Source organism: Pseudoalteromonas sp. US3C1004 (assembly GCF_048401065.1).
Taxonomy (GTDB): domain Bacteria; phylum Pseudomonadota; class Gammaproteobacteria; order Enterobacterales; family Alteromonadaceae; genus Pseudoalteromonas; species Pseudoalteromonas undina.
Genome location: NZ_CP183073.1, coordinates 2,877,948 through 2,894,864, shown reverse-complemented (window position 1 = coordinate 2,894,864; position 16,917 = coordinate 2,877,948). Strand labels below are relative to the sequence as shown.

Genomic DNA, 16,917 nt, shown 5'->3' with positions numbered 1-16,917 from the left:
CTTTGGGTTAACTAATTAATATGCTCTTTAAAAATTTGGAAAAGCTGATAATAAAATTCGTATGAATACATTGTATTTGTACAGAGTTTTCAAAAGTAAAAAAGAATGATAGCAGTATCATTCAGTGCCATTTAATCCTCGGATTAATTGGTATCTACTTTAGTATTCAATATTAACTTCTGGCGAAGTTAAACTGTCACAAAACAAAGACCCGTTTGGGTTGTATGGTTAAGTGACTAAGCGTACACGGTGGATGCCTTGGCAGTTGGAGGCGATGAAGGACGTATTAACTTGCGATAAGCCTAGTCAAGCTAGTAAAAAGCACTTGAGACTAGGATTTCCGAATGGGGAAACCCACCTGCTTGCAGGTATCGTTAACTGAATACATAGGTTAACGAGGCGAACGCGGAGAACTGAAACATCTAAGTACCCGTAGGAAAAGAAATCAACCGAGATTCCGATAGTAGCGGCGAGCGAAATCGGAACAGCCCTTAAGCTTATTATGTGTTAATGGAAGGCTCTGGAAAGTGCCACGATACAGGGTGATAGTCCCGTACATGAAAACGCATTTTAAGTGAAATCGAGTAGGTCGGAGCACGTGAAACTTTGACTGAATATAGGTGGACCATCATCTAAGGCTAAATACTCCCAACTGACCGATAGTGAACCAGTACCGTGAGGGAAAGGCGAAAAGAACCCCTGTGAGGGGAGTGAAATAGAACCTGAAACCGTGTACGTACAAGCAGTAGGAGCCCTTCGAGGGTGACTGCGTACCTTTTGTATAATGGGTCAGCGACTTATATTTTGTAGCGAGGTTAACCGATTAGGGTAGCCGTAGGGAAACCGAGTCTTAACTGGGCGAATAGTTGCAAGGTATAGACCCGAAACCCGGTGATCTAGCCATGGGCAGGTTGAAGGTTGAGTAACATCAACTGGAGGACCGAACCCACTAACGTTGAAAAGTTAGGGGATGACCTGTGGTTAGGAGTGAAAGGCTAATCAAACCGGGAGATAGCTGGTTCTCCCCGAAATCTATTTAGGTAGAGCCTCGGACGAATACTTACGGGGGTAGAGCACTGTTAAGGCTAGGGGGTCATCCCGACTTACCAACCCTTTGCAAACTCCGAATACCGTAAAGTAATATCCGGGAGACACACGGCGGGTGCTAACGTCCGTCGTGAAGAGGGAAACAACCCAGACCGCCAGCTAAGGTCCCAAAGTCATAGTTAAGTGGGAAACGATGTGGAAAGGCCCAGACAGCCAGGAGGTTGGCTTAGAAGCAGCCATCCTTTAAAGAAAGCGTAATAGCTCACTGGTCGAGTCGGTCTGCGCGGAAGATGTAACGGGGCTAAACTATGCACCGAAGCTGCGGATTCAGAATTTATTCTGAGTGGTAGGGGAGCGTTCTGTAAGCGGTTGAAGGTGTACCGGGAGGTATGCTGGACGTATCAGAAGTGCGAATGCTGACATGAGTAACGATAATGCGGGTGAAAAACCCGCACGCCGGAAGACCAAGGGTTCCTATCCCATGTTAATCAGGGTAGGGTAAGTCGACCCCTAAGGCGAGGCCGAAAGGCGTAGTCGATGGGAAACGGATTAATATTTCCGTACTTGGTATAATTGCGATGGGGGGACGGAGCAGGCTAAGCAAGCATGGCGATGGTAGTCCATGTGAAAGTGTGTAGGCTAGTGACTTAGGTAAATCCGGGTTGCTGTTAGGCTGAGACACGAGACGAGTCACCAAGGTGATGAAGTTGCTGATGCCATACTTCCAGGAAAAGCCTCTAAGCTTCAGATTATACCGAATCGTACCCCAAACCGACACAGGTGGTCAGGTAGAGAATACTAAGGCGCTTGAGAGAACTCGGGTGAAGGAACTAGGCAAAATCGTACCGTAACTTCGGGAGAAGGTACGCTCCGATTGGTGATGAGACTTGCTCTCTAAGCTGATTGGAGCCGCAGTGACCAGGTGGCTGGGACTGTTTATTAAAAACACAGCACTGTGCAAAATCGCAAGATGACGTATACGGTGTGACACCTGCCCGGTGCCGGAAGGTTAATTGATGGGGTTATCTTCGGAGAAGCTCTTGATCGAAGCCCCGGTAAACGGCGGCCGTAACTATAACGGTCCTAAGGTAGCGAAATTCCTTGTCGGGTAAGTTCCGACCTGCACGAATGGTGTAACCATGGCCACGCTGTCTCCACCCGAGACTCAGTGAAATTGAAATCGCAGTGAAGATGCTGTGTACCCGCGGCTAGACGGAAAGACCCCGTGAACCTTTACTACAGCTTGGCACTGAACATTGAACCTACATGTGTAGGATAGGTGGGAGACTTAGAAGCAGAGACGCTAGTTTTTGTGGAGTCGTCCTTGAAATACCACCCTTGTAGTTTTGATGTTCTAACGTTGGCCCCTGAATCGGGGTTACGGACAGTGCCTGGTGGGTAGTTTGACTGGGGCGGTCTCCTCCCAAAGAGTAACGGAGGAGCACGAAGGTTGGCTAAGTACGGTCGGACATCGTACGGTTAGTGTAATGGTAGAAGCCAGCTTAACTGCGAGACAGACACGTCGAGCAGGTACGAAAGTAGGTCATAGTGATCCGGTGGTTCTGAATGGAAGGGCCATCGCTCAACGGATAAAAGGTACTCCGGGGATAACAGGCTGATACCGCCCAAGAGTTCATATCGACGGCGGTGTTTGGCACCTCGATGTCGGCTCATCACATCCTGGGGCTGAAGTCGGTCCCAAGGGTATGGCTGTTCGCCATTTAAAGTGGTACGCGAGCTGGGTTTAGAACGTCGTGAGACAGTTCGGTCCCTATCTGCCGTGGGCGTTTGAGAATTGAGAGGGGTTGCTCCTAGTACGAGAGGACCGGAGTGAACGAACCGCTGGTGTTCGGGTTGTCATGCCAATGGCATTGCCCGGTAGCTACGTTCGGAACTGATAAGCGCTGAAAGCATCTAAGCGCGAAGCAGGCCTCGAGATGAGTTCTCACTAGACTTTTAAAGTCTCTGAAGGGCCGTTGAAGACTACAACGTTGATAGGCAAGATGTGGAAGTGGTGTGAGCCATTAAGCTAACTTGTACTAATTACCCGTGAGGCTTAACCATACAACGCCAAACGCGTTTTATGTGATAGTGAAACAAGCGAAGAAGTTAATATAACTAAAGTAGATACTAGAAGACTTTATTATCAGAATTCCAAATTTTAGTTAGTGCGTAGTAATACGGACTGACACCCAAATTTGCTTGGTGACAATAGCGTTTTGGACCCACCTGACCCCATGCCGAACTCAGTAGTGAAACGAAACAGCGCCGATGATAGTGTAGCATTTGTTATGTGAAAGTAGGACATTACCAGGCTCCAAATACAAGAAAGCCCGACTCGAAAGAGTCGGGCTTTTTTACGTCTGTAGGAAAGTGAAAGTATTAGCCGTCAGCCGTCAGCCGTCAGCCGTCAGCCGTCAGCTATCAGCTGCACAGCGTTACGAGGGTTGAGTATTACTAAACCCATGGGCAAAATAGCGCACCGACTCTAAATACAAGCAAGCCTGATTCAAAAGAGTCGGGCTTTTTTGTATCTGCAGGGAAGTGAAAAAACAGGCGCAAGGTGTAGGGAAATAGTTGTGGTATAGGGAATAACTAGTTGGGAAAATTAATATGTGGCTTTATGCGAATAAGTTACTAAGCTTGTGCGTAATTTGACTTGTTGCCTAACCAGCGTTGAATGAGAGGGTCTACATACTGAGGATATTGCTTCAACATCTGTTGTGCTATGGGTCTAACTTGATTTAAGGTTTGCTTATCTCTTGTTAAGTCTGCAATTTTAAATTCTGCTAAGCCGGTTTGTTTGGTCCCAAGAACTTCACCTGGGCCGCGTATTTCTAAATCACGTTCTGCGATAACAAATCCGTCGTTACTATCGCGCAGTACTCCTAACCGTTTCTGTGCGGTATGTGAAAGTGGTGCATGGTATAAAAGCACGCAGTGAGATGCCGTAGCTCCACGGCCTACGCGGCCACGTAGTTGGTGAAGCTGTGCTAAACCTAGGCGCTCAGGGTTTTCGATAATAATCAAACTCGCATTAGGCACATCAACCCCAACTTCGATCACGGTTGTTGCCACAAGTACATGAATTTTACCCGCTTTAAAGTCGCTCATAATGGCTTGCTTTTCCGTAGCTTTCATTCGCCCATGGACTAAGCCAATAGCAAGCTCAGGTAATGCTTCTTTTAGCTGTAATGCACTGTCTTCCGCTGCTTGGCATTGTAGTACTTCAGACTCGTCTATTAGTGTACATACCCAGTAAACCTGTCGACCTTGTTCGTTACAGGCAAGTTTTACGCGACTAATAATGTCATCTCGACGAGTATCAGGAATCGCAACTGTAGTGATAGGAGTCCGCCCAGGTGGTAATTCGTCAATCACTGAGGTTTCTAAGTCTGCATAGGCAGTCATCGCCAGCGTACGTGGTATAGGAGTTGCTGTCATTACTAGCTGATGTGGATAACAATCACCAAAACGGCCTTTTTCACGCAATGATAAACGTTGATGAACTCCAAAGCGGTGTTGTTCATCAATAATGATAAGTACAAGATTGTTAAATTTTACTTCATCTTGAAATAACGCATGGGTACCGATAATCATTTGCGCTTCACCTGAGGCGATCATTGCAAGTGTACTTACGCGCTCTTTACCTTTTGTTTTACCACCTAACCAAGCAACCGTTATTCCAAGGCTTTCAAACCAGCTAGAAAAGTTGATTCCGTGTTGCTCTGACAATATCTCTGTTGGCGCCATTAATGCGACCTGGTAGCCTTTTGCTATCGCAGTTAACGCGCTCAGTGCTGCGACTAGTGTTTTACCAGAGCCAACGTCCCCTTGGACAAGTCGCATCATAGGGTAAGCGTGTTGCATATCTGCTTTAATTTCTGATACCACACGGCTTTGTGCATTGGTTGGCGCAAAGGGTAATTGTGCTAAAAATTGTGTTTCTAATGAATTAGTGGGCTCAAGTGCAACGGCTTTAACTTGTTGTCCCTGTTCTCTTACTTTTAATAAACTGAGATTTTGCGCCAGTAATTCTTCAAATACGAGCCGCTGCTGAGCTGGGTGAGTCCCTTGTTCAAGCGCACTTATATCAACATCATTAGGAGGGCGATGCAGTAATAATAACGCATCACTTAACGGTAGTTGCGATGGTTGCCATTGTTGGGGAAGTAGCTCTTCTACTGCATACTTTTGAAGTAATTCTATTGCCTGTTCACTCAACGCCCTAATAGAGAGCTGCTTTAACCCCTCGGTTGTTGAATAGACTGGCGTAAGTGTTGATGATGTTGGTTGTTGTTCAAAAGTGTCGCTAATACTGTATTCAGGATGACTCATTTCAAAGCCAATACGTCCGCGACGTATTTCGCCAAAGCAACGAATTATTTTGCCTGTGCTAAATGCATTTTTTTGTGCTGCGGTAAAATTAAAAAATCGTAGTGTTAACCTACCTGTACCATCATTTATTTGGCAAACCAGCATGCGCCGCTTTCCAAAGGTTATTTGACTGGTTTCAATGGTTGCTTGAACAGTTACGTGGCTATGAGGGGTCAACTCACTAATTGTATAAATACGGGTTCTGTCTTCATACCTAAGCGGCAAATGAAATAGCATGTCCTGTACTGTACTAATACCTAGCTTTAAAAGCCGTTCAGCCATTTTAGGACCAACGCCTTTAAGTTCTGTGATTGGGTATTGGCTTAAGCTAGGTTTAGACAATGTAGGCTCAATTATTATTATTTAGTAAGTTAAGTGTACTGATACACTGTATATGCATCAAGTATGTTTTAACGCCTGCCAAAACTGTTCATCAGCAACAATTTCGCCGTTTTCATCAAGAGCAGGGTAAGGTAGGTTTTTTTGTTTGCATTGCCTTGCAATAATTGGGTGGCAGCCTTCAAAGTACATTGGGTGCTTAATTTCTTCACTCAGCATATTTCTATTGTATAAACCAGCTAGATCACGTTGACGCTGCGCCTCAAATAAAATTAGGGCTGCTGCAACGGATACATTTAACGACTGCACCATGCCTTGCATTGGAATAATGATGTTTTGATCTGCATACTCTAAGGCTTGTGGAGAGATCCCCGTTTTTTCTTGACCGACAATAATTGCAGTCGGTTTAGTGTAATCAATTTCTCTGAAGTCGACAGCATCTTCACTTAAATGCGTAGCTAAAATTTGTACATCAGGATTATGAGCACGCATACTTGCAACGGCATCATCTATGTTTGTGTGAAGATGTGTGTCTAACCAGTTTTTACTACCACCAGAGGTATTATTGGTTAGCCACTTTTGTTTTTCTGGCCACACGGCATGCACATGATGACAACCAACGGCATCAGCCGTTCTAACAATTGCTGATAAGTTATGGTGTTTGTGTACGTCTTCTAAACACACGGTAAGGTCGGTTTGACGACGTGAAAGTACACTTTCGATTCTTTGGTAACGAGTTTGCTGCATTGGAGTCCTCTTTTTCGGCAAATTATACGAGATTTTTCACCTTAAGGCACCACTGTTCGACTAATCGGGTTTTGTAATGAGATCAGGGTTTCGGTTGATTGAATGGCTTCTATTGCCTGTATTTTATTGATTAGTACATCTTGTAGATGATCGATAGAGCGGGTCATTACTTTAATAAAAATACTGTAATTACCAGTGGTGTAATATGCTTCGACCACTTCCTCTAATGATTCTAATTTTATAAGTGTTTGCGGATAATCGCGCGCGTTGTTCAAATTAATACCAATAAAACAACACACATCGTAACCTAATTGCTTTGTATTAATGGTTAGTTGAGTACCTGTGATGATCCCTGCATGTTTCATTTTTTCGATTCGCACATGAATTGTTCCTGCGCTTACACTAAAGCGTTTTGCTAATTCAGCATAAGGTGTACGCGCATTATCCATTAATGCATGCAGAATCTGTTTATCAAGATTATCGATTTGATAATTTTCCATAGATATAGCGGCCTTAAATTATGGTATTAGTTGTTTTTATACCACTTTTTTAATGGTTTTAATATCGTAAAGCTATTTTTATTATGGGATATTGAATTAAATAGTTTAATTGTTACGATAACCTCATTGAAGCGTAATTTGCGCTAAGTAGTAAATACAATAACTGGGAATGAGGCCAATTATTATGAGTTCACATTATGTGCAGCAGCAGCAGCAAATAAGTAAAGTTAAGCAGTTCTTTTCGCAGCAATTAGAACAAAAACTGGGCTTAATTGAAGTTCAAGCGCCTATTTTAGCTAAAGTAGGCGACGGTACACAGGATAACTTAAGTGGGCACGAGAACGCCGTGGCTGTGAATATTAAAGCGATTGCAGATAGCCGTTACGAAGTGGTGCATTCTCTTGCTAAGTGGAAGCGTAAAATCTTGGGTGAATATGGCTTTTCACAAGGTGAGGGAATTTATACGCAAATGAAAGCGTTGCGACCTGATGAAGATTCACTAAGCCCAATCCATTCTGTTTATGTTGATCAATGGGATTGGGAGCAAGTTATTTGTGAAAGTACGCAGCGTTCGCTATCTACTCTCAAGCAAACGGTTGAAACAATTTACCAAGGTATTAAAGCCACTGAACAATATGTTAGTGCAAGCTTTGGCTTAAGAGCATTTTTGCCAGCTAAAATTACTTTTGTACACAGTGAAGAGCTTCGTAAAATGTACCCTGACTTTAGCGCTAAGCAGCGTGAGAAAGCGATTGCTCAAGAATATGGTGCTGTGTTTTTAATTGGTATTGGCGGAGCATTAAGTGATGGTAAAATTCATGATGTGAGAGCGCCAGATTACGACGATTGGTCAACACCAACATGTGATCAGTATATGGGATTAAATGGCGATATTTTAGTATGGAATCCAATTCTTGAAGATGCTTTCGAAATATCATCTATGGGAATTCGAGTGAGCCCTGAAGTTTTGCAAGCTCAATTGGGAATTACCGGTGACGAAGACCGTTTAGAGTTTGATTGGCATAAAGCATTGTTAGAAAGTAAATTTCCTCAAACAATTGGTGGTGGTATTGGTCAGTCTCGCTTGGCTATGCTGTTATTACAAAAACAACACATAGGGCAAGTGCAGGTAGGTGTGTGGCCAGCGCAAACCTATGACAGTGTAGACGGCTTACTATAAAGAATAAGGGGCTGTTACTAACAGCCCCTTATAATTAAGTTTTAAACTCAATTTCTATTTTATTGTTTTCTAACTTAACATTACTTGGTGGAAAGTTACGAGTTGTTTTAAGTAACTTATTGAATATATGGATTTCCACTCCAGAATGTAAAACGGTATTTACGGTTAAAATGGCTTCATCGAGCATGGTATTTAGTTTTTGCTCTAAACTCGCTATCTGCTTTTCTAGTTGTTCAGCTTGTTGACTATGATGTATCTGAGTTGATCCAATCTTATTCATGAGCTCGCTTTTTTTATCAGCATCTTTAATTAAATCTGCTTTTTCTAATGCAGCTTGTAAGCTATCAACCTGTTCATTTGCAGCTGTTAATTCACTAAAATATCTATCAATATCTTTGGTCATTTGAGTAGCTGAAGTGGCTAAATTAATTGCCATTTTAGCCCCTGATTCGTTACCAATTTCTCCGGCAATTAGTTTAGTGGCATCTAAAATTTCACCTCCAAATAACTTTCCTTTAGGTAGTTCTGATTGACCAATTTGAATTATATTTTTTGCTTTCATTGAGCTGTGGCTGGCTTGGCGGTCAAGCAATATGCTGTTAGCTTCAATGTAGCAATATTGAGAGTGTGAGGCATGCACATCACCTGCGCAAATTATTCTGCAAGACAGTGATTTATCTTCAGGCTTTTGATGGCCAATCACCCCTTGTTTTACAAGTATATCGCCACCGGCGGTTAATTCTCCAGATTCGACTGTACCAAAAACGGTAATGTCACCTGTTGCATTTATCCTCATCCCTGGCTCTACATTTTTACTAACTATTACACTACCTTCAAAGTCGATATGGCCTGTTTTTACAGACACATCGTTAACAGTGAAAATATCGTCAACACGCATTCCGTTATTTATTTCAACAGGCACGCCGGCAATAGTTGAAAGTAATTCCATCGGGTTATTTTTTGATATTTCAGTACCCTCACCTGCAATTAGGGCATGAACTTGCCCTGGTTTGGCTGGTAAAACATCACCTATCACGGTAAACCCTTCTTGACCAGGAGTAGCAGGTTGCTGCTGGATTAGTAATTCACCCGGTTTAACACTTGCTAATTTACCAAAATCACGCATATCAACACTACCATCTTCTTTTAGTTTGGGTGTTTTAAGGCGGTCTTTTAAGGTTTTAACCATGGCTTTAAATTTACTATCTTGGCCGTCAGTAGGTAAACGTCCTTTAGCGAGTGGTCCGCTAACTACAGAGCCCGGAGGAAGCTCAAATTGCTTTTGTAAAAGCTGCTCTAAAAATGCTTGTTTATAACCTCTAGCAACATGCGCTTTCACTAATTCTTTTTTAGCTTCATCAAAACTGAGTGTTGCGCCACCTTTGGCGAGAGTGAGCGTGCCAGTGGCTAGCATTTTATCATCGCTGATTTCAACGATTAAGGTTGCATCGTGGCGTGTTGCAACGACTAAGATTCGTTCAGGTGTTGCACTACTGAAATAGTTATTTATGGCGTCATGATCGATTTCACACTCGCTGTAAGGCGATTGTTCAATTGCTTCAATGATAAAAGCAGCACTGGTGGGTGCAGATTTACTCGTATCGAGCAATACATTGCCATTATGAGCAAGCTTAAACACAAGTTATCCTTTTCTACTACAAAAGTAAGGTTTAATAAAATAACGTGATTACAGAGTGCTAGAATTTTAGTTTTGAGTCAAGAATTCATCAAAGTGTAGCTATAGAATGGGATAAAAGCTATGAGCGGCGCTCATAGCTTATAGAGGTTAGTTTGTTGAAGGAAGTTCCATAATACCGTCAATTTCTACTTGTACACCTTTAGGGAGTGCACGAACGCCAATAGCTGCACGCGCAGGGTAAGGCTGTTTAAAATATTGGCTCATAACTTCGTTCACAATGGCAAAGTTTGAAAGATCAGTAAGGTAAATATTAACTTTTACTAGGTCTTGAATAGAACCGCCAGCTTCCTCACAAACCGCACTGATATTTTTAAATACTTGATGTGTTTGCTCACTAAAGTCTTCAGAAATAACGTCCATTGTTTCTGGGACAAGTGGTATTTGCCCTGATAAATAAACAGCTGTACCCACTTTTACTGCTTGGCTATATGTACCAATTGCTGCAGGTGCTTTATCCGTTGATATAAATGCTTTATTCATGATGTTCCTATTTTATTTTTTACGATAGACTTTTTGTACATCGGGCATAACACGTATGCGGCGCATAATATTGGCGACATGAATACGGTTTTTAACTGTGATCCCTAAGTCTATCACGTATAAATTACTTTCTTTTTCATCGGTAGCTATTTCTACAATATTGGCCTGCGTAGTGGCGACCACATTGGTTAATTTAGCCAGCGCACCTTGGTGGTTAATGATTTCTACTCTTAAAGTCGCTATATATTCTTTTTCTGGATTATCATCCCATTTTACGACTAGGTATTTCGAACGATCATTTTCCCAACCACGAATATTTTTACACTCTTGGCGATGAACGGTTAAACCTTTACCTTGGCTAACATGGGCAGTAATAGCGTCTCCAGGTACAGGACGACAACATTTAGAATAATTAACCAACATGCCTTCGGTACCAATAATAGTTGCCTTGGCACGCTTTGCGATGTCGTTTAAATCATCATTGTCGTTTTGTAACAAGCGTTTAGCAATCAGCATACTCATTAAGTTACCTGAGCCAATCTCTACTAGCAGTTCTAAGGTAGAGGAAAGCTCATGCTCTTCAAGCACTCGTGTAATATTTTCAGCTGGCAGGTTATCAAATTTGTTTTCCCCTAGCGCTGAGTCAAGTAAGCGACGACCAAGTAATAACGCTTCTTCATGCTGTTGACTTTTAAGGTAGTTGCGTACGCCTAAGCGTGCTTTGCCAGTAACAATAAAGTTAAGCCATGTTGCGTTAGGGTGAGCGCCTGAACTGGTAATAATTTCTATTGTTTGCCCTGTATCAATGGCTTTACTTAAAGGATAAGGCTTGCGGTTCACACGTGCACCGACACAAGTATTACCTACATCAGTATGAACGGCATAAGCAAAATCAACCGCTGTTGCACCCATAGGAAGTTCAATAATCCGACCATCTGGGGTAAAGACATAAATTTCTTCTGGGAATAGCTCTGTTTTTACATTCTCTACAAATTCAAACGAGGAACCTGCGCTTTGTTGTAATTCCAATAAGCTTTGCATCCATTGGCGTGCGCGCTGTTGTGCAGTATGACCCGCATTGTCACCCGACTTTTTATACATCCAGTGAGCTGCGACCCCTTTATCAGCCATGTGATCCATATCTAAAGTACGGATTTGAATTTCTACAGGAATACCATGCGGGCCAACTAAAGAAGTATGTAATGATTGGTAACCATTAGTTTTTGGTACAGCAATATAGTCTTTAAAGCGGGTTTCAATTGGCTTATATAAGTTATGAGCTACACCAAGTACGCGATAACAGGTATCCATAGAGTCTACTGCAATACGAAATGCGTAAATATCCATGACTTCGTTAAACAGCAGCTCTTTGTTGAGCATTTTTTTATAAATACTGTATAGATGCTTTTCACGGCCTGATACGGTCGCTTTTATGCCAGATTCTTCAAGGCGAGCTTCAATTTCAGTTTGAATATTTGAAATAACTTCTTTGCGATTACCACGCGCTTTAGCCACTTCCGATTTAAGTGCACGATGACGCATAGGGTACAGTGCTTGAAAACCTAAATCTTCTAGCTCATTTTTTATATCATGAATACCTAAGCGATTAGCAATTGGTGCATAAATCTCAAGGGTTTCACGAGCAATACGGCGGCGTTTATCAGGACGAAGTGCGCCTAATGTGCGCATGTTGTGTGTTCTATCAGCTAGCTTGATTAAAATAACCCGAATATCTTGGGTCATTGCCATAATCATTTTTCGATAGTTTTCAGCTTGGAACTCTTTTTTATCTTTGAAGCTCAATTTATCAAGCTTGCTCACACCCTCTACGAGTTCTGCCACCGTTTCACCAAATATTTCAGCTAAATCTTGTTGGCTAAAATCGGTATCTTCAATCACATCATGCATGAGTGCTGCCATGAGCGTTTCATGGTCAAGATGCATGCTTGCTAATATTTGAGTGACTTCAACGGGGTGAGTAATGTAAGGCTCGCCACTTGAACGAGTTTGACCCTCATGAGCCTCTCGGGCTACCACGTAGGCTTTTTGAACTAGCTCAACATCGTCTGCTGGCAAGTATTTTGAGATTTTCTTTTTAAGACCTTCAAAAAGATACATTCACACTCCAATGTTCTCGTGAAGCAAATAAGTTAGGATAAGTTACGAATATACGATGAAAACAAAGGATTGCCAACGGCTATAGTTGAAAAACTATGCCGTTAGCTAAATCAGACCGGGCGGTTGATTATTGGTTGCCACCAACAATGGCAGCAACAGCAGCTAGTTCTGCCGCTTCTTGATGTTGTTGTTCTTCACGGTCAATAACATCCATTGAAGAATTATCAACTAAACCAAGTTCGATTTCACGTAAAGCAACAACTGTCGGCTTATCGTTCTCAGGATCTACTAGTGGATCTTTACCACCAACAGCAATTTGGCGGGCACGACGGGCCGCAACTAAAATTAAGTCAAAACGATTACCAATTGCATCTACTGCATCTTCAACTGTTACGCGAGCCATCTTAGCACTCCAAAATAATTTAAAAGCAAAGGCGTAGTTTACTGCACGCAGCAAGTTTCGCCAATAGCCAGTGGTTAATTTTTATCTATTTTAAGGCATGAACCGAAAATTAATCGTAATTTAGATTACTTGAGCAGCTCATTAATTAAAGTTTGATGACGTGTTGTTTGTGCTTTTAGCGTTAATCGCTGTGCAATTACTATGGTTTCTAAATCGCATAGAGCAGTATCAAAATCATCATTCACTACAACATAGTCGTATTCGTTGTAATGAGAGGTTTCTGATTGAGCTTGCGCCATTCGACCTGCAATAATTTCAGCAGAGTCTTGGCCGCGATTATTTAAACGTTGCTCTAGTTCTTGTTTTGATGGCGGAAGAATAAAGATAGTTTTTACGTCGTCCATTATTTCTCGAACTTGGCGAGCGCCTTGCCAGTCAATATCTAAAAATACATCAATACCTGCGGCGAGTTGCTCTTCAATCGCTTGCTTAGAAGTACCATAATAGTTATCAAATACTTGTGCCCATTCAAAAAAATCATCTTTGGCAATCAGCGCTTTAAACTCATCAACTGATACAAAGTGGTAATGTTCTGCATTATTTTCACCAGGGCGCGGTGCGCGAGTGGTGTGCGATACCGATACTTTCATATCAGCATGCTTTTTCAGTAGTGCATTTATTAAGCTAGATTTACCTGCCCCAGAAGGTGCCGATAAAATGAATAAGTTTCCGCGAGAGTGTGCCATGATTTTCTCTATCTAAAAATAAACAGGCTCGAACTATAAACAGCTCAAGCCTTCAATTATTATATTGTACTTTATTTAGCTAATTATGCTCAAGTGAGTGGTAAAGCCAAAAAAAGTTACTCAATATTCTGGATCTGTTCACGCATTTGCTCAATCAGTACTTTTAGCTCTACAGCTGCGTTGGTGATGTCACTATTGATAGATTTAGATGCTAACGTGTTTGCTTCACGATTAAACTCTTGCATCATAAAATCTAAACGACGACCACAAGCACCACCTTTATTCAGGATTTTGCGAGTTTCTTTAACGTGCGATTTTAAACGATCAAGTTCTTCTGCTACATCTTGCTTTTGTGCAAGGTAAATCAGTTCTTGCTCAAGACGTGACTCATCAATATTTGTTGTTAAATCTTCAAGTTTTTGTATTAACTTTTCACGTTGCCATTTAGTAATTTCTGGCATGTGTGCTTCAACAATATCAACTTGCTCTAAAATGGCGGTTAATCGTGTAGTTATCATTTCTTCAAGGTTTGCACCTTCATCACCACGTGCCGATTTAAAGTCTTCAATTACTTGGTCAAGCCCAGTAATGAGTGCTGTATTTACACTATCCATATCAATTTCTTGCGCTTCCATCACGCCAGGCCAACGCAAAATGTCAACAGGATTAATATCACCATTGCTTTGTTGTTGTACCCACTTAGCACTATTAATTAGCTGCTCAGCAAGAGATTGATTAATTGATAATTCACCAACATGTGCAGGGTTTGCTACAAATTTTAAGAAAACTTCGACCTTACCACGCTGTAAGTGCTTACGCAGACGCTCGCGTATAACGGGCTCCATGCCACGAAATTGCTCTGGTGCACGAATAAAGGTTTCAAGATAACGTTGGTTCACTGAGCGAACTTCCCACGTGCCAGTGCCCCATTCGCCTTTTATTTCGCGACGCGCATAAGCTGTCATACTGTGGATCATGGATGTTTTCCTACATTTTTAAATACAATATTACGATTATTATACCGTAACACTGCCCAAGCTCTAAAGAAAATTTAACACTGCTGAGTGTTTTTTAAACACACTTTAATATAAATCAACATGGCATCTGTATTCACATCAACATATAATGTGGCAAATTCAGAATTAAGGGGATCGTCAATGCGTCCAAGCGAAAGAACACCTAATCAAATTAGACCGGTTACGTTTACACGTAACTACACTCTGCATGCTGAAGGTTCAGTATTGGTAGAGTTTGGCAACACTAAGGTACTTTGTACTGCGACAGTTGAGGCTGGCGTACCACGCTTTATGAAAGGCCAAGGTAAAGGTTGGGTAAACGCAGAATATGGCATGTTACCGCGCGCAACACACACACGTAATAGTCGTGAAGCAACGCGAGGTAAGCAGGGCGGTCGTACAATGGAAATTCAGCGTCTGATTGCTCGCTCTTTACGTGCAGCAATCGATCTAAAAGCACTCGGTGAAAACACAATTACTATTGATTGTGATGTAATCCAAGCTGATGGTGGTACACGTACAGCGTCTATCAGCGGTGCATGCGTTGCGCTAGTTGATGCACTAACGTATATGCGTGCAAAAGGGATGATTAACTCAAACCCACTTAAACATATGATCGCTGCTATTTCTGTTGGTATATATAAAGGCCAAGCGATTAGCGATTTAGAATACCTAGAAGATTCTGACGCTGAAACTGACATGAATGTAATTTTAACTGAAACCGGTAAAATTATTGAGGTACAAGGAACCGCTGAGGGTGAACCTTTCTCGTTTGACGAACTTGATGAGCTACTTACACTCGCTAAGCATTCAATTCGTGAAATTATTGATGTACAAAAGCAAGCACTAGCATAAATAGGTAACTGGCAATGAAAGAATATCAAAAAGAGTTTATTGAGTTTGCTTTAGAAAAGCAGGTATTAAAGTTTGGCGAGTTTACTTTAAAGTCTGGCCGTACTAGCCCTTACTTCTTTAATGCGGGCTTGTTTAATACAGGTCGTGACTTAGCGCGCTTAGGTCGCTTTTATGCAGCGGCACTTGAAGATGCAGCAATTGAATATGATGTACTATTTGGTCCTGCTTATAAAGGTATTCCAATTGCAACAACAACCGCAGTTGCGTTAGCTGATCATTATAATAAAGATGTACCTTATTGTTTTAACCGTAAAGAGAAAAAAGCACACGGTGAAGGTGGTAGCTTAGTTGGATCTGAACTTAAAGGTAAGATCATGTTAGTTGATGATGTGATCACCGCCGGTACAGCTATTCGCGAGTCAATGGAAATAATTGCGGATAATGGCGCAGATTTAAGTGGTGTTTTAATTGCACTTGATCGTCAAGAAAAAGGTAAAGCAGAGCTTTCTGCTATACAAGAAGTAGAACGTGACTTTAATACTCAAGTTACTTCAATCGTTAAATTGGCTGATTTAATTAGTTACCTAGAGCTCCAAGGAACTATGGATGAGCATTTAGCCGCGGTAAAAGCTTACCGGGATCAATACGGTGTAGCATAAATAGTAGCCTCGCAAATGCGGGGCTTTATTTTGCTTAAAATAGAGCAACAGTAACTCCTACTTATATTAAGGCTTTGCTAATACACATAAACAAAAGCCACCTTCAGGTAGGCACTATTAATAGCCGTGATTTTATTAATACTGTGGTATCACTCTTACCTACTTCAATTCACCGTAGTAACATTAAAAGTATGCTAGCTGCAGCGTCTTATTTTCCAGACTTTGTTATATATGGGATCTATTCGGGTAGATTATTGCTAGTGATCATTATGATCATCTTAGTTGCGAGTGTTTTAATAAAGCTTATTCAAGTTGATACAATGATTAAAGGCTTAAGTTTCGCGTTTATTGTTAATAAATTGATAGTTATGTTGTGTTTTTAGCACCTATCGTTCAAATATCCAGCGAACAGTCATTTATTTCAAGTTTTCTGCAAAAAAGGGTTGATCTGTTTTCGGATCTCCCTATAATGCGACCCCACTGAGACGGCAGAACGCAACGCATAGCGAGGCACGAGCTACTCAGTGAGTCGAGTAAAACTTAGTTTTGAAAACTTTAAAGTTTAACAAAATTAAGTGTTGACAAAAAAATAGGAAAGCGTAATATGCGCAGCCCTAGCGAGATAAAGTTTAACGCTTTAATCGCAACGTTCTTTAACAATATAAAGCAATCATCTGTGTGGGCACTCGTACAGATTGAGTTCTAACAGCCAAGCTACTTAGGTAGTGAGGCAAACAAATTTAGAGTCTCA

12 protein-coding genes and 2 rRNA genes are annotated in these 16,917 nt (G+C 41.6%); 5 read left to right on the top strand and 9 right to left on the bottom strand.

Annotated elements, in window-relative coordinates; translation table 11 throughout:
* Positions 1–226 precede the first annotated feature (226 nt).
* Positions 227–3,111 (top strand): 23S ribosomal RNA (locus ACNSN3_RS13485).
* A 137-nt stretch (positions 3,112–3,248) separates the two neighbouring features.
* Positions 3,249–3,363, top strand: a 5S ribosomal RNA gene (gene rrf / locus ACNSN3_RS13480).
* 321 nt (positions 3,364–3,684) lie between these two features.
* On the opposite strand, the gene recG is transcribed toward rrf, so the two are convergent.
* From recG to asnC, 3 genes are read right to left on the bottom strand one after another with little or no spacing between them, the layout of a single operon-like run.
* Positions 3,685–5,766, bottom strand: a complete 2,082-nt coding sequence (gene recG, locus ACNSN3_RS13475) for an ATP-dependent DNA helicase RecG (protein ID WP_418607727.1) — start codon at positions 5,764–5,766, stop codon at positions 3,685–3,687.
* Positions 5,767–5,823: 57 nt separating this feature from the next.
* Positions 5,824–6,510 (bottom strand): tRNA (guanosine(18)-2'-O)-methyltransferase TrmH, encoded by a 687-nt coding sequence (gene trmH, locus ACNSN3_RS13470; RefSeq protein WP_418607725.1) that lies wholly within the window; start codon positions 6,508–6,510, stop codon positions 5,824–5,826.
* A gap of 41 nt (positions 6,511–6,551) precedes the next feature.
* Positions 6,552–7,010: a transcriptional regulator AsnC gene (gene asnC / locus ACNSN3_RS13465; protein ID WP_008108204.1), complete on the bottom strand. Its 459-nt coding sequence runs from the start codon at positions 7,008–7,010 to the stop codon at positions 6,552–6,554.
* 184 nt (positions 7,011–7,194) lie between these two features.
* Between asnC and asnA the strand changes: the two genes are divergently transcribed.
* The gene (gene asnA, locus ACNSN3_RS13460) at positions 7,195–8,190 is read left to right on the top strand and encodes an aspartate--ammonia ligase (RefSeq protein WP_138596693.1); all 996 of its coding nucleotides are present in this window, start codon (positions 7,195–7,197) and stop codon (positions 8,188–8,190) included.
* Between the two features lie 34 nt (positions 8,191–8,224).
* Here asnA and ACNSN3_RS13455 read toward each other — a convergent pair whose 3' ends face one another.
* From ACNSN3_RS13455 to ACNSN3_RS13430, 6 genes are all read right to left on the bottom strand, one after another.
* The gene (locus ACNSN3_RS13455; protein ID WP_418607723.1) at positions 8,225–9,829 is read right to left on the bottom strand and encodes a FapA family protein; all 1,605 of its coding nucleotides are present in this window, start codon (positions 9,827–9,829) and stop codon (positions 8,225–8,227) included.
* Positions 9,830–9,976: 147 nt separating this feature from the next.
* Positions 9,977–10,369 carry a RidA family protein gene (locus ACNSN3_RS13450; RefSeq protein WP_010392969.1) on the bottom strand — a complete coding sequence of 131 codons (393 nt, stop codon included), beginning with the start codon at positions 10,367–10,369 and terminating at the stop codon, positions 9,977–9,979.
* A 12-nt stretch (positions 10,370–10,381) separates the two neighbouring features.
* Positions 10,382–12,487 carry a bifunctional GTP diphosphokinase/guanosine-3',5'-bis pyrophosphate 3'-pyrophosphohydrolase gene (gene spoT / locus ACNSN3_RS13445; RefSeq protein WP_109875868.1) on the bottom strand — a complete coding sequence of 702 codons (2,106 nt, stop codon included), beginning with the start codon at positions 12,485–12,487 and terminating at the stop codon, positions 10,382–10,384.
* A 127-nt stretch (positions 12,488–12,614) separates the two neighbouring features.
* Positions 12,615–12,890 (bottom strand): DNA-directed RNA polymerase subunit omega, encoded by a 276-nt coding sequence (gene rpoZ / locus ACNSN3_RS13440; RefSeq protein ID WP_008108220.1) that lies wholly within the window; start codon positions 12,888–12,890, stop codon positions 12,615–12,617.
* A 125-nt stretch (positions 12,891–13,015) separates the two neighbouring features.
* Positions 13,016–13,636 (bottom strand): guanylate kinase, encoded by a 621-nt coding sequence (gene gmk / locus ACNSN3_RS13435; protein WP_010392962.1) that lies wholly within the window; start codon positions 13,634–13,636, stop codon positions 13,016–13,018.
* Between the two features lie 116 nt (positions 13,637–13,752).
* Positions 13,753–14,613, bottom strand: a complete 861-nt coding sequence (locus ACNSN3_RS13430; protein ID WP_418607719.1) for a YicC/YloC family endoribonuclease — start codon at positions 14,611–14,613, stop codon at positions 13,753–13,755.
* Positions 14,614–14,793: 180 nt separating this feature from the next.
* Here ACNSN3_RS13430 and rph point away from each other — a divergent pair, with 180 nt between their 5' ends.
* Together rph and pyrE are read left to right on the top strand one after the other, a co-directional pair.
* A complete protein-coding gene (gene rph, locus ACNSN3_RS13425; RefSeq protein WP_008111261.1) occupies positions 14,794–15,507 on the top strand; it encodes a ribonuclease PH in 714 nt (237 codons plus the stop codon).
* Between the two features lie 14 nt (positions 15,508–15,521).
* Positions 15,522–16,166 carry an orotate phosphoribosyltransferase gene (pyrE, locus tag ACNSN3_RS13420; protein ID WP_054202965.1) on the top strand — a complete coding sequence of 215 codons (645 nt, stop codon included), beginning with the start codon at positions 15,522–15,524 and terminating at the stop codon, positions 16,164–16,166.
* Positions 16,167–16,917: the final 751 nt, after the last annotated feature.

Excerpts from the sequence above, each read along its gene's own strand:
- gmk (WP_010392962.1), bottom strand. The coding sequence starts at position 13,636 with ATGGCACACTCTCGCGGAAACTTATTCATTTTATCGGCACCTTCTGGG.
- trmH (WP_418607725.1), bottom strand. The coding sequence starts at position 6,510 with ATGCAGCAAACTCGTTACCAAAGAATCGAAAGTGTACTTTCACGTCGT.
- rpoZ (WP_008108220.1), bottom strand. The coding sequence starts at position 12,890 with ATGGCTCGCGTAACAGTTGAAGATGCAGTAGATGCAATTGGTAATCGT.
- spoT (WP_109875868.1), bottom strand. The coding sequence starts at position 12,487 with ATGTATCTTTTTGAAGGTCTTAAAAAGAAAATCTCAAAATACTTGCCA.
- ACNSN3_RS13450 (WP_010392969.1), bottom strand. The coding sequence starts at position 10,369 with ATGAATAAAGCATTTATATCAACGGATAAAGCACCTGCAGCAATTGGT.
- asnC (WP_008108204.1), bottom strand. The coding sequence starts at position 7,010 with ATGGAAAATTATCAAATCGATAATCTTGATAAACAGATTCTGCATGCA.
- pyrE (WP_054202965.1), top strand. The coding sequence starts at position 15,522 with ATGAAAGAATATCAAAAAGAGTTTATTGAGTTTGCTTTAGAAAAGCAG.
- rph (WP_008111261.1), top strand. The coding sequence starts at position 14,794 with ATGCGTCCAAGCGAAAGAACACCTAATCAAATTAGACCGGTTACGTTT.
- ACNSN3_RS13430 (WP_418607719.1), bottom strand. The coding sequence starts at position 14,613 with ATGATCCACAGTATGACAGCTTATGCGCGTCGCGAAATAAAAGGCGAA.
- asnA (WP_138596693.1), top strand. The coding sequence starts at position 7,195 with ATGAGTTCACATTATGTGCAGCAGCAGCAGCAAATAAGTAAAGTTAAG.